Source organism: Pseudomonas sp. TE3899 (genome assembly GCF_056279105.1).
In genome coordinates this window covers 692,320-704,320 of the sequence record NZ_JBWBQR010000001.1, presented here as the reverse complement: position 1 = coordinate 704,320, position 12,001 = coordinate 692,320, and the positions used below count along the sequence as shown (strand labels likewise).

At 59.7% G+C, this 12,001-nt stretch carries 10 protein-coding genes; 7 read left to right on the top strand and 3 right to left on the bottom strand.

Annotation, left to right across the window (positions count from 1 at the left end; all coding sequences use genetic code 11):
• Positions 1-54: 54 nt before the first annotated feature.
• Positions 55-705 carry a GNAT family N-acetyltransferase gene (locus ACZ89E_RS03130; protein ID WP_149659940.1) on the bottom strand — a complete coding sequence of 217 codons (651 nt, stop codon included), beginning with the start codon at positions 703-705 and terminating at the stop codon, positions 55-57.
• A gap of 230 nt (positions 706-935) precedes the next feature.
• On the opposite strand from ACZ89E_RS03130, the gene xthA reads away from it, so the two are divergent.
• On the top strand, positions 936-1,748 hold the full coding sequence (gene xthA, locus ACZ89E_RS03125; protein WP_476254815.1) for an exodeoxyribonuclease III: 813 nt from the start codon (positions 936-938) through the stop codon (positions 1,746-1,748).
• Between the two features lie 166 nt (positions 1,749-1,914).
• On the top strand, positions 1,915-3,255 hold the full coding sequence (locus tag ACZ89E_RS03120) for a substrate-binding domain-containing protein (protein ID WP_476254814.1): 1,341 nt from the start codon (positions 1,915-1,917) through the stop codon (positions 3,253-3,255).
• 177 nt (positions 3,256-3,432) lie between these two features.
• Here the strand turns inward: ACZ89E_RS03120 and ACZ89E_RS03115 are convergent, their stop codons facing one another.
• Positions 3,433-4,662 carry an acyl-CoA dehydrogenase gene (locus tag ACZ89E_RS03115; RefSeq protein ID WP_149659943.1) on the bottom strand — a complete coding sequence of 410 codons (1,230 nt, stop codon included), beginning with the start codon at positions 4,660-4,662 and terminating at the stop codon, positions 3,433-3,435.
• Between the two features lie 152 nt (positions 4,663-4,814).
• Here ACZ89E_RS03115 and ACZ89E_RS03110 point away from each other — a divergent pair, with 152 nt between their 5' ends.
• The 4 genes from ACZ89E_RS03110 (at position 4,815) to ACZ89E_RS03095 (ending at position 8,815) form a co-directional block, all read left to right on the top strand.
• Entirely contained in the window at positions 4,815-5,744 is a 930-nt protein-coding gene (locus ACZ89E_RS03110; RefSeq protein ID WP_133838709.1) for a LysR family transcriptional regulator, read from the top strand.
• Positions 5,745-5,949: 205 nt separating this feature from the next.
• Positions 5,950-6,351 (top strand): MerR family transcriptional regulator, encoded by a 402-nt coding sequence (locus ACZ89E_RS03105; RefSeq protein ID WP_133838710.1) that lies wholly within the window; start codon positions 5,950-5,952, stop codon positions 6,349-6,351.
• A 144-nt stretch (positions 6,352-6,495) separates the two neighbouring features.
• Positions 6,496-7,395, top strand: coding sequence for a hydroxymethylglutaryl-CoA lyase (locus tag ACZ89E_RS03100; protein WP_149659944.1), 900 nt, complete (start codon positions 6,496-6,498; stop codon positions 7,393-7,395).
• 631 nt (positions 7,396-8,026) lie between these two features.
• Entirely contained in the window at positions 8,027-8,815 is a 789-nt protein-coding gene (locus ACZ89E_RS03095) for a LysR substrate-binding domain-containing protein (RefSeq protein ID WP_476254813.1), read from the top strand.
• Positions 8,816-8,863: 48 nt separating this feature from the next.
• Here the strand turns inward: ACZ89E_RS03095 and ACZ89E_RS03090 are convergent, their stop codons facing one another.
• Positions 8,864-10,561 (bottom strand): AMP-binding protein, encoded by a 1,698-nt coding sequence (locus tag ACZ89E_RS03090; protein ID WP_476254812.1) that lies wholly within the window; start codon positions 10,559-10,561, stop codon positions 8,864-8,866.
• Between the two features lie 237 nt (positions 10,562-10,798).
• On the opposite strand from ACZ89E_RS03090, the gene ACZ89E_RS03085 reads away from it, so the two are divergent.
• Positions 10,799-11,962: an isovaleryl-CoA dehydrogenase gene (locus tag ACZ89E_RS03085; protein WP_123508887.1), complete on the top strand. Its 1,164-nt coding sequence runs from the start codon at positions 10,799-10,801 to the stop codon at positions 11,960-11,962.
• The last annotated feature ends 39 nt before the right edge of the window (positions 11,963-12,001 follow it).

Below are 12,001 nucleotides of genomic sequence, written 5' to 3'. Positions count from 1 at the left end.
CTATCACGAGCTTGGGAGCGTGATAGAGCCTGGGGTACCGGGAAAGTTCTACCGTTAAGCCGTTGCTGTTTGTAACACCTGGGGATTGGCGTGAAAAAACACGTGCTCGCGGATCGGTCCTACCGCTACTTCGCCGATTTCCTCATAGCCCTGACGCTTATAGAACTCCAGATAGCGAGGATTCCCAGTGTCGAGGATCACACCTTGAGAGTTTTCATCCACGGCGCACCAGTTGTGGACGGCTTGCAGCAGTTGTTCGCCGAAGTGTTTGCCCTGGAATTGCGGGTGAATCCCCAGCAATGGCAGCATGTGCACCGCATCGGATGGCGCGCAGGCGCTGACGGCTTCGTGGTATTCGAGGTAGCGTCGGGTGCAGCGAAAACCGGTGCTGAGCACCATGCGCAGGCGCCAGGCCCAGCTTTCGGTGATGCCCAGGCGACGTTGCGGCGGCGCGATCAGGGCGATGCCGATCAAGCGGTCATTGACCAGCAGGCCGATGGCGGGCAGATCCTGGAGGAAATGCTGTTTGACCAGTTCGCGCACGGTGGCACGTACGCGCTGTTCGTAGCCGGGGCGCTCGGCTTCGAACAGGTAGCCGAAGGTCGGCTCATGCCGGTAAGCCTGGTACAGCAAGGAGCGCGCTTCGCGGGAGTAGCCGCTGTCGAGCATGTGGATATCGGCAATGGCGGTCGAGGTTTCAGGCATATCGGTAAATCTCCCCGGGGCACCGTTCAAATGACGGCACTCTTCTGGTTACGAGCCTATAGCGCTGCCACAGTTCCTTGCTGATCCGAATCAGTGTTGCGGCGTGGAGCCGGCCCGCTCCCACACAGGTATAGACCATAACCTGCCGCCAAACACGAATCCCCTTACCCCAACACTGGCCCCAGTCCTACATGTCAGCTAGCATCGCCCTTTTGCCAGGACTGCCGACCATGAAGATCGTCTCCTTCAACATCAACGGGCTGCGCGCTCGCCCGCATCAGCTGGCGGCGCTGATTGAAAAGCATCAACCGGACGTCATCGGCCTGCAGGAAACCAAGGTCCACGACGACCAATTCCCGCTGGCCGAGGTTCAGGCCTTGGGCTACCACGTGTATTTCCACGGGCAAAAGGGCCATTACGGCGTCGCCCTGCTCTCGCGCCAGGAACCGATTGCCCTGCATAAAGGTTTCGCCACCGATGAAGAAGACGCGCAGCGGCGCTTCATCTGGGGCACGTTCGCCGACGCCAATGGCGTGCCGGTGACGATCATGAACGGCTATTTCCCCCAGGGCGAAAGCCGCGACCACCCGACCAAGTTCCCGGCCAAGCAACGTTTCTACAACGATTTGCAGCACCTGCTGGAAAGCCAGTTCACGAATGAACAGCCGCTGGTGGTGATGGGCGACGTGAACATTTCCCCGGAAGACTGCGACATTGGCATCGGCCCGGACAACATGAAACGCTGGCTGAAAACCGGCAAGTGCAGCTTCCTGCCGGAAGAACGCGAGTGGATGGCGCGCCTGAAGAATTGGGGCCTGGTGGACAGCTTCCGCCACCTGAACCCGGACGTGTCCGACCGTTTCAGTTGGTTCGACTACCGCAGCCGCGGGTTTGAAGACGAGCCAAAACGCGGGTTGCGGATCGACGTGATCATGGCGTCCCACGGGTTGATGCCGCGGGTGAAGGATGCGGGGGTGGATTACGATCTGCGGGCGATGGAAAAACCTTCGGATCATGCGCCGATCTGGCTTGAATTGAGCTGATCCGGTTCGACTGATCGCTCACACGCTCTGCGTCACATTCAACAGCGGAACGCGGAGCGTCCCCGGATGCATTCCCACGCAGAGCGTGGGAACGATCAGTGTCATCTTTCGGAAACCTTACTGACTTATTCTCCCGGCACTTCCTTTGGCTTATTAAGGTGCCGGCATGACGCTGCGCGTAATGTTCCTGTTAATGGTGTGTCTCAGCGTGCCGTTAACGGCCACCGCCAGTGAGTTGCCGACGCCCGACCACGGCCCGGTGCTACGCATCCAGGGCTCCAACACCATTGGCGCAGACCTGGGCCCGGCGCTGGTCGAAGGGCTGATGCAGGAACAAGGCCTGCTCAAGGTGCACAGCGAAACCCCGGACAAGGCCAACGAACAAAGGATCGTCGGGCAAACGGCCCAGGGTCGCCGGGTGGTGATCGAAGTCGCGGCCCACGGTTCCAGCACCGGTTTTACCGCCCTGAAAAACGCTTCCGCCGACCTGGCCGCCTCGTCCCGGCCGATCAAAGACAGCGAACTGGCAGACCTCAAATCCCTGGGCGACCTGAAAAGCCCCAGCGCCGAGCAAGTCATCGCCATCGATGGCCTGGCAATCATCCTGCACCCGCAAAACCCGCTGAATCAGCTCAACACCGAACAACTGGCGCGCATCTTCAGTGGCGAGGCCAGCACGTGGGAAGAACTCGGCGGTATCGGTGGGACGATTCATCTGTATGCGCGGGATGATCAGTCGGGCACCTACGACACGTTCAAGGAACTGGTCCTCAGCCGGCGTGGGAAAAGTCTGAGCAGCGCGGCGAAACGTTTCGAGTCCAGCGAGCAACTGTCCGATGCGGTCAGCCTCGATCCGCAAGGTATCGGTTTTATCGGCCTGCCCTACGTGCGCCAGGCCAAAGCCGTGGCCATCGTCGATGGGCAATCCCAGGCGATGTTGCCACTCAACAGTTTGATTGCCACCGAGGACTATCCGCTGTCCCGGCGACTGTTCTTTTACCTGCCACCGAACGGGAAAAATCCCTGGGCCGAGGCGCTGGTGGCGTTCGCGCAAAGCAGCAAGGGCCAGGCGATTGTCGCGGCCAACGGGTTTATCGCCCAGACCGTGCAAGCCATGGCGGTCACGCCCAATGCTCTGATGCCCGAGGGTTATCAGGCTATTAGCCGGCATGCCCAGCGTTTGACGGTGAATTTTCGCTTCGAAGAAGGCAGCGCGAGCCTGGATAACAAGGCTCGGCAGGATCTGTCGCGGGTGCTCGACTATATAAAGCAGCACGACAAGAGCAACCGCGAGGTAACGCTGGTGGGGTTTGGCGATGCCAAGAGCGACTCGGCGCGGGCCGACCTGCTGTCGAAACTGCGGGCCATGGCTGTGCGGCGGGAACTGGTGAAAAGCGGCGTGGTGTTTCGCGAGATTCGCGGCTTTGGCGCCGAGATGCCGGTGGCGGCCAATAGCGCGGATGAGGGGCGAATCAAGAATCGGCGGGTTGAGGTTTGGGTGTATTGAAGCAGCGTGCGAACAAATGTGGCGAGGGGGCTTGCCCCCGTTCGGCTGCGCAGCAGTCGTAAACCAAACACCACGTTCATTCAGCAAAAACGCGGTAACCGGTTTTAGGACCGCTTCGCGGTCCAACGGGGGCAAGCCCCCTCGCCACAGTCAGTGGTCATCACAGACTCTGCAGAGTTAATGCCCGCTACGCATCATCTCCTTCGGCACATATTTACCAATCTCGAACTTGCCAATCGCCGCACGGTGCACTTCGTCCGGGCCGTCGGCCAGGCGCAGGGTGCGTTGCATGGCGTACATGTAGGCCAGCGGGAAGTCGTTGGACACCCCGGCCCCGCCATGGATCTGGATCGCCCGGTCGATCACTCGCAGAGCGACGTTCGGTGCGACAACCTTGATCTGGGCAATTTCGCTCTTGGCGATTTTGTTGCCCACGGTGTCCATCATGTACGCCGCTTTCAACGTCAGCAGCCGCGCCATGTCGATTTCCATCCGCGAGTCGGCAATCTTATCGATGTTGCCGCCCAGTCGTGCCAGCGGTTTGCCGAATGCGGTACGGCTGACCGCACGCTTGCACATCAACTCCAATGCGCGCTCGGCCATGCCGATGGAACGCATGCAGTGGTGAATCCGGCCAGGGCCAAGGCGACCCTGGGCGATTTCGAAGCCACGTCCTTCGCCCAGCAGGACGTTTTCGTACGGCACCCGTACATTTTCAAACAGCACTTCGGCGTGACCGTGGGGTGCGTCGTCGTAGCCGAACACCGGCAGCGGTCGCACGATCTTCACGCCCGGTGTGTCCACCGGCACCAGAATCATTGAGTGCTGGGCGTGGCGCGGCGCATCGGGGTCGCTCAGGCCCATGAAGATCAGGATCTTGCAGCGTGGATCGCAGGCGCCCGAGGTCCACCATTTCTTGCCGTTGATCACCCATTCGTCGCCATCACGCACGGCGCGGGCGGCCATGTTGGTGGCGTCGGACGAGGCCACGTCCGGCTCGGTCATGGCGAACGCCGAGCGGATTTCGCCCCGCAGCAGCGGTTCGAGGTAACGCTGCTTCTGTTCTTCGTTGGCGTAACGCACCAGCACTTCCATGTTGCCGGTGTCCGGCGCCGAGCAGTTGAACGGCTCGGGACCGAGCAGCGAGCGGCCCATGATTTCGGCCAATGGTGCGTATTCGAGGTTGGTCAGGCCGGCGCCGAGTTCGGATTCCGGCAGAAACAGGTTCCACAAGCCTTCGGCCTTGGCCTTGAGTTTGAGCTCTTCCATGATCGCCGTCGGCTGCCAGCGATCGCCTTCGGCGACCTGACGCTCGAACACGGCTTCAGCGGGATAAACGTAGGTGTCCATGAACGCGGTCACGCGCTCACGCAGTTCTTGCACCTTGGGCGAATAAGCGAAATCCATGGGCAGCTACCTTCTTTTGGGAGGTTGTTCAGGGCATGCAATCGATGCTAGAACAGCGTTGATAATTTACCTAGCCTATTCTCGGCGTGTATTAACATTCATCACCGATATATGATCGGGTGATTGAGAACCAACAAGAAGAGTGCAGCGCAATGAATCTGAGCAAGGTCGACCTCAACCTTTTCATCGTCTTCGACGCGATCTACACCGAAGCCAACCTGACCCGCGCCGGGCAGATTGTCGGCATTACCCAGCCTGCGGTTTCCAACGCCCTGGCCCGCCTGCGCGAGACCTTTAACGACCCGTTGTTCGTGCGCACCGCCCAGGGCATGGTGCCCACGCCCATGGCGCAGAACATCATCGGCCCGGTACGCAATGCGCTCTCATTGCTGCGGGTGTCGGTACAGGAAAGCCGCATTTTCAACCCGCTGCAAGCGGTCAAGACCTACCGCATCAGCATGACCGACCTCACCGAAGCGGTGATCCTGCCGCCGCTGTTCCAGCGCCTGCGGCGCCTGGCGCCGGCGGTGATCATCGAGAGCTTCCTGTCCAAGCGCCGCGAGACCACCAAGGAACTGGCGGCCGGTCGCCTGGATTTCGCGGTGGATGCGCCGCTCAACACCGACCCGCAAGTGCGCCACGTCAAGTTGATGGAAGACCGTTACGTGTGCGCCATGCGCAAGGGCCATCCACTGGCGGGCAAAGAGAAATTCAGCCTCGATGATTACCTGTCCCTGACCCACATCCACATTTCCAGCCGTCGCAGTGGCTTGGGGCATGTCGACCTGGCGCTGGGGAAGATGGGGATTCAGCGCAAGATCGCCCTGCGTTCCCAGCATTATTTGATGGCGTCCCAGGTGTTGCAGCAGACCGACATGGTCATGACCGTGCCGGAACGTTTTGCCCGTCGGCATGACCTGCACGCGTTCAACCTGCCGGTCAATGATGTGCCGCCAGTGGAAACGCACTTGTATTGGCACGAAAGCACTGACCAGGACCCGGCCAACCGCTGGATGCGCGAGCAGATGATCGAGTTGTGCCAGCAGGTGACGGCGCATGAGAAGAAGCTCGATAAAGCGTAGGACGTTGGACCGCGTTATCGTTCTTCGCGGGCAAGCCTTGCTCCTACAGGATTTGAGTTGTACCCAAATGTCGTGAACGACATCAAACCTGTAGGAGCGAGGCTTGCCCGCGAAGAGGCCCGCAAGAACACTGAAAACCCCTGCCCCTTGACGTAAACGTCAACCTGACATTAGCTTAGCGCCATGACCTTTTTCGAGCGCGCCCATGAGCAGCCAGACCTACAGCATTTCCGACCTCGCCCGCGAGCTCGACATCACCACCCGGGCCATCCGCTTTTATGAAGAGCAAGGCCTGCTCAGCCCCGAGCGCCGTGGCCAGGAACGCATCTACTCGCCCCGGGACAAGGTCAGCCTCAAGCTCATCCTGCGGGGCAAACGCATCGGCTTTTCCCTGGCCGAATGCCGCGAACTGATCGAACTCTACGACCCCACCGGCGGCAACCAGAAACAACTGCAAACCATGCTGACCAAGATCGCCGAACGCCGTGACCAACTGGAGCAGCAGATGCTCGACATCGAGCAGATGAAGCTGGAACTGGACACCGCGCAAGAGCGCTGCACCCAGGCGCTGGAACAGACGATCAAAAGCCAGCAACCGGTTCAATAAACACTGACGCGTTGATCGCTCCCACGCTCCGCGTGTGATGCAGCCCGGGACGCTCCGCGTTCCTACCGAAGCGGACGCAGAGCGTCCATTGAGGCATTCCTACGCAGAGCGTGGGAACGATCTCTAACAGACAGGTGAATTGTTATGCCCCTCCCCACCCACGTACGCTTGATCGAAGTCGGCCCCCGCGACGGTCTGCAAAACGAAGCCCAGCCCATCAGCGTTGCGGACAAGGTGCGGCTGGTCGACGCCTTGAGCGCCGCCGGCCTGGGCTATATCGAAGTCGGCAGTTTCGTCTCGCCCAAGTGGGTGCCGCAAATGGCCGGCTCCGCCGAGGTCTTCGCACAGATCCAGCGCAAGCCCGGCGTGACCTACGGTGCATTGGCGCCAAATCTGCGCGGGTTTGAAGACGCCCTCGCCGCCGGGGTCAAGGAAGTCGCGGTGTTTGCCGCCGCCTCCGAGGCGTTTTCCCAGCGCAACATCAACTGCTCGATCAGCGAAAGCCTGGCGCGTTTCCTGCCGATCATGGACGCGGCCAAGCAACACGGCGTGAGCGTGCGTGGTTACGTGTCCTGTGTGCTGGGTTGTCCTTATGAAGGTCACGTTGCGCCGGAGCAAGTCGCCCTGGTTGCCCGCGAGTTGTATGCCATGGGCTGCTACGAGGTGTCCCTGGGCGACACCATCGGCACCGGCACCGCTGGCGCGACCCGGACAATGTTCGAAGTGGTGTCGAAAGAGGTGCCGCGAGACAAACTGGCCGGGCATTTCCACGACACCTATGGCCAGGCCATGGCCAATATCTACGCCAGCCTGTTGGAAGGCATCGCGGTGTTCGACAGCTCTATCGCCGGCCTCGGCGGCTGCCCGTACGCCAAGGGCGCCAGCGGTAACGTCGCCACCGAAGACGTGGTGTACCTGCTCAATGGCCTGGGGATTCAGACCGGTATCGACCTGGACGCCTTGATTCTGGCGGGCCAACAGATTTGCACTGTGCTGGGGCGAGCCACCGGTTCCCGCGTGGCCAAGGCGCGCAGTGCCCAGTAACGGCGTGGATGTGTCCGGGTGTTACCGCACTGTCTGAAGTGCGGGCACAAAACGAGTAACACGGAAACAAATTGTCGAATCTGAGCCGAGCGAAAAATCCTACTAAATCTCAACTCGTTGATTTTAAAGGACTTTACAAAGTTGGCACGGCTCCTGCTATCTCTATGGCATAACAAGAATAAAAAGCAGCAAACCAATAAAAATAAGACGTAACGACTCTGACATAACAAGAACAACACGGCAGAGACGCAGCTAACAGATTTTTTTGGAGAAGGTGTGCTTTTCAGGGTGCTTTTCGGAGTAACCCGCAACCGGGCAGAGAACAATAAAACTACCTTCAGGTAGCTCCCGAACTGGTTGGATCGCTTGGCGAAAAAGTAGATCAGCGCTCAAAAAAATACGTTTGCTCTTGACCCCGGATGGGGGTCGACTAAAACAGCGGTAAAGGGCCACGGTTGCCAAAAACAACAACAGACCGCCCCTCAATAATAAAAAAAGAGCACGCGCAACGAAAAATTAAAGGGGAGCTTCGGCTCCCCTTTGTGCTTTCTGGCGTTTACCCCCCGCCTACATTCCTGCTGCCCCCGGTTTGCCGTTATTCTCTGGTCTTTTTCCGGGAAGACCGACGCTTATGGACATGTTCCAGGCCATGCAGATCTACACCCAGGTAGTCGACACCGGCAGTTTCAAGAATGCCGCCGACGCCTTGCAACTGCATCGCCCAGCCATTACCAAAGCCATCCAGCATCTGGAAAAGACCCTCGAAGTGCGCCTGCTTAACCGCACCACGCGCAAAATCAGCATGACCGCCGAAGGCGAACGCTTCTATGAACAGTGTTCGAAAATCCTCGGCGACGTCGCCTCGACCCTGGCCACGTTTTCCCACGACGCCGAGAGCCCGAAAGGCAAACTGCGCCTGGACCTGCCGGTAACACTGGCCAAGGAAGTGATCATCCCCGCCCTGCCGGCCTTTCGCGCGCGTTACCCGGATATAGAGCTGGTGGTGGGCTGCGGGGATCAGGCGGTGGACATGATCAATGAAGGCATCGACTGCGTGGTGCGCCTGGGCGAGCTGTCGGATTCGAGCAGCATTGCCTGGCGTATCGGTGCCGTGCCGATGTTGACCTGCGCGTCCCCGGCCTACCTGGCCCGGGAAGGCATGCCCACCCAGCTGTCGGACCTGAACCGGCATCTAGCGGTGAATTACTTTTCCGGGCCCACGCGAAAGATCATGGACTGGCAATTTTGCATTGATGGCGAAACGGTGCTTATCCGTTTGAAAAGCGGGATTCAGGTCAATGATTCCGAGGCTTTTCTCGCCTGCGGCCTGGCGGGATTGGGCTTGGTGCACGGCTCTGATATTCCTTGTAGGAGCGAAGCTTGCCCGCGAAGGCGTCATGTCAGCCAACATCAATGTTGAATGGCACGACGCCTTCGCGGGCAAGCCTTGCTCCTACAGGGTTGGTGTTTAGCCGTTGGTTTCGCGTAGCTCTTCGATACTGATCTCGCGCATCCGAAACTTCTGGATCTTGCCCGTCACCGTCATCGGAAACTCTTCCACAAACTTGAAATACCGCGGCGTCTTGAAGTGCGCAATGCGCGACTTGCACCAGGTTTTCAGCTCGTCTTCGGTGGCGCTGTGGCCCGGATGAAACTTGATCCAGGCCACGATTTCTTCGCCGTAACGCGAGCAGGGAATGCCGATCACTTGCACATCCGCCACCGCCGGGTGGGTAAAGAAGAACTCTTCCAGCTCTCGCGGGTAAACGTTTTCGCCGCCACGGATGATCATGTCCTTGTTGCGCCCGGCGATGCACACGTAGCCTTCGTCATTCATGCTCGCCAGGTCGCCAGTGTGCATCCAGCCGGCCTGATCGATGGCTTCTGCTGTGCCCTGCGGGTTGTTCCAGTAACCGAGCATCACGCTGTAGCCCCGGGTGCACAGCTCGCCAATCGTGCCGCGCGGCACCAGGTTGCCGGCCTCGTCGATGATTTTGCTTTCCAGTTGCGGCTGGGTGCGGCCGACGGTGGTGACGCGCAGTTCCAGTTCGTCTGACGGACCGGTCTGCAAAGACACGGGGCTGGTTTCCGTCATGCCGTAGGCGATTTGCACTTCGCTCATGTGCATTTCATTGATGACCCGGCGCATCACTTCGATCGGGCACGTCGCCCCGGCCATGATCCCGGTGCGCAAGGTCGACAGATCGAATTGCGCGCGTTGCGGATGATCGAGCATGGCGATGAACATGGTCGGCACACCGTAAAGCGCGGTGGCCTTCTCTTCGGCGACGGTGGTCAGGGTCAGCAATGGATCGAAGGCGTCGTTGGGGTAAATCATCGTGCTGCCGTGGGTGATGCAGCCGAGGTTGCCCATGACCATGCCGAAGCAGTGATACAGCGGCACCGGGATCACCAGCCGATCATCGGCGCTCAGACCCAGGCTTTCGCCGACCATGTAACCGTTGTTGAGAATGTTGTAGTGGCTGAGGGTCGCGCCTTTGGGGAAACCGGTGGTGCCGGAGGTGTACTGGATGTTCACCGGTTGGTCGAAATGCAGGCTGCGTTGGCGTTCGTGCAGCTGCTCGACCGAGACGCTGGCCGCCAGATCGGCGAGTTGCGACCACGGCAGGAAACCCGAAGGTGGCTGGGCGTCCAGGCTGATGACGCCGCGCAGGTCCGGCAATCGTTCACTTTGAAGTTGACCGATGGATTGCTCTGCCAGCTCTGGCGCAAGGCCTTGCAGCATCCCGTGATAGTCGGAGGTCTTGAAGGCCCCGGCGCAGACCAGCCATTGGCAGCCGGACTGCTTCAGTACGTATTCGAGTTCGGAACTGCGATAGGCCGGGTTGATGTTGACCAGGATCACACCGATTTTCGCGCTGGCGAACTGGCTGATGCACCACTGCGCACAATTCGGCGCCCAAATGCCGAGGCGGTCGCCGGTCTGCAAACCCAGCGCCAGCAGTGCCCGGGCGTGCAGGTCCACGGTTTCGGCCAGTTGCTGCCAGGTGTAGCGCAGCTGTTGATGACGCACGACCAGCGCCTCCCCGTCCGGGTATTGCGCGACCGTGTGATCGAACTTTTCACCGATGGTCATCGCCAGCAAGGCTTTGTCCTGGGAACCACGGGTGTAGCTGCGCTGCGGGTTTGCACTGGGTTGATCCATGACGACCCCTATTGTCTTTATTGTAGGAGCATGGCTTGCCTGCGATAGGAGCACTGCGGAGTCACTGTAGGACCGCGTTATCGTTCTTCGCGAGCAAGCTTTGCGCCTACAGAGTCGCTCAAGTTGACGTTAACGTAAAGGGTGATTGACAGCCATTCGTCACAGGCTTACGTTAACGTAAAGGTGAGAGCTGAATCACTGCCCTCCCCACCCTACAAAAAAGCCAAAAGGTGACCCATGAGCTACCCATCCCTGAACTTTGCCCTCGGTGAAACCATCGACATGCTGCGCGATCAGGTTCAGTCCTTCGTCGCCAAGGAGATCGCCCCGCGCGCGGCCCAGATCGACATCGACAACCTGTTCCCTGCGGACCTGTGGCGCAAATTCGGTGACATGGGCCTGCTCGGCGTCACCGTGCCGGAAGAGTACGGCGGCGCTGGCCTGGGTTACCTGGCCCACGTAGTGATCATGGAAGAAATCAGCCGTGGCTCGGCGTCGGTGGCGTTGTCCTACGGCGCCCATTCCAACCTCTGTGTGAACCAGATCAACCGCAACGGCAACCACGAACAGAAAACCAAATACCTGCCCAAACTGATCAGCGGCGAGCACATCGGCGCCCTGGCCATGAGCGAACCGAATGCCGGTTCCGACGTGGTTTCGATGAAACTGCGCGCCGACAAACGCGGCGACAAGTACGTGCTCAACGGCAGCAAAACCTGGATCACCAACGGCCCCGACGCCAACACCTACGTGATCTACGCCAAGACCGACCTGGAAAAAGGCCCCCACGGCATCACCGCTTTCATCGTTGAACGTGATTCAAAAGGCTTCAGCCGCAGCAACAAGTTCGACAAGCTCGGCATGCGCGGCTCCAACACTTGCGAGCTGTTCTTCGACGACGTCGAAGTGCCGGAAGAAAACATCCTCGGCGTGCTCAACGGCGGCGTGAAAGTGTTGATGAGCGGCCTCGACTACGAGCGTGTCGTGCTCTCCGGCGGCCCGACCGGGATCATGCAGTCGTGCATGGACCTGATCGTGCCGTACATCCACGACCGCAAGCAGTTTGGCCAAAGCATCGGCGAGTTCCAGCTGATCCAGGGCAAAGTCGCCGACATGTACACCCAACTCAACGCCAGCCGCGCTTACCTCTACGCGGTGGCCCAGGCCTGCGAGCGCGGCGAAACCACGCGCAAGGACGCCGCGGGCGTGATCCTCTACAGCGCCGAACGCGCCACGCAAATGGCCCTCGACGCGATCCAGATTCTCGGCGGCAACGGCTACATCAATGAATTCCCGGCGGGTCGTCTGCTGCGTGACGCCAAGCTGTACGAAATCGGCGCCGGCACCAGTGAGATCCGTCGCATGCTGATCGGTCGCGAACTGTTCAACGAAACGAAATAAATTTCGTTAGCGGCAAGCGGCAAGTTTCAAGCTGCAAGA

Bases quoted from the DNA above. Each gene is read 5' to 3' on its own strand.
- ACZ89E_RS03130 (WP_149659940.1), bottom strand. From the start codon at position 705: ATGCCTGAAACCTCGACCGCCATTGCCGATATCCACATGCTCGACAGC.
- xthA (WP_476254815.1), top strand. From the start codon at position 936: ATGAAGATCGTCTCCTTCAACATCAACGGGCTGCGCGCTCGCCCGCAT.
- ACZ89E_RS03120 (WP_476254814.1), top strand. From the start codon at position 1,915: ATGACGCTGCGCGTAATGTTCCTGTTAATGGTGTGTCTCAGCGTGCCG.
- ACZ89E_RS03115 (WP_149659943.1), bottom strand. From the start codon at position 4,662: ATGGATTTCGCTTATTCGCCCAAGGTGCAAGAACTGCGTGAGCGCGTG.
- ACZ89E_RS03110 (WP_133838709.1), top strand. From the start codon at position 4,815: ATGAATCTGAGCAAGGTCGACCTCAACCTTTTCATCGTCTTCGACGCG.
- ACZ89E_RS03105 (WP_133838710.1), top strand. From the start codon at position 5,950: ATGAGCAGCCAGACCTACAGCATTTCCGACCTCGCCCGCGAGCTCGAC.
- ACZ89E_RS03100 (WP_149659944.1), top strand. From the start codon at position 6,496: ATGCCCCTCCCCACCCACGTACGCTTGATCGAAGTCGGCCCCCGCGAC.
- ACZ89E_RS03095 (WP_476254813.1), top strand. From the start codon at position 8,027: ATGGACATGTTCCAGGCCATGCAGATCTACACCCAGGTAGTCGACACC.
- ACZ89E_RS03090 (WP_476254812.1), bottom strand. From the start codon at position 10,561: ATGGATCAACCCAGTGCAAACCCGCAGCGCAGCTACACCCGTGGTTCC.
- ACZ89E_RS03085 (WP_123508887.1), top strand. From the start codon at position 10,799: ATGAGCTACCCATCCCTGAACTTTGCCCTCGGTGAAACCATCGACATG.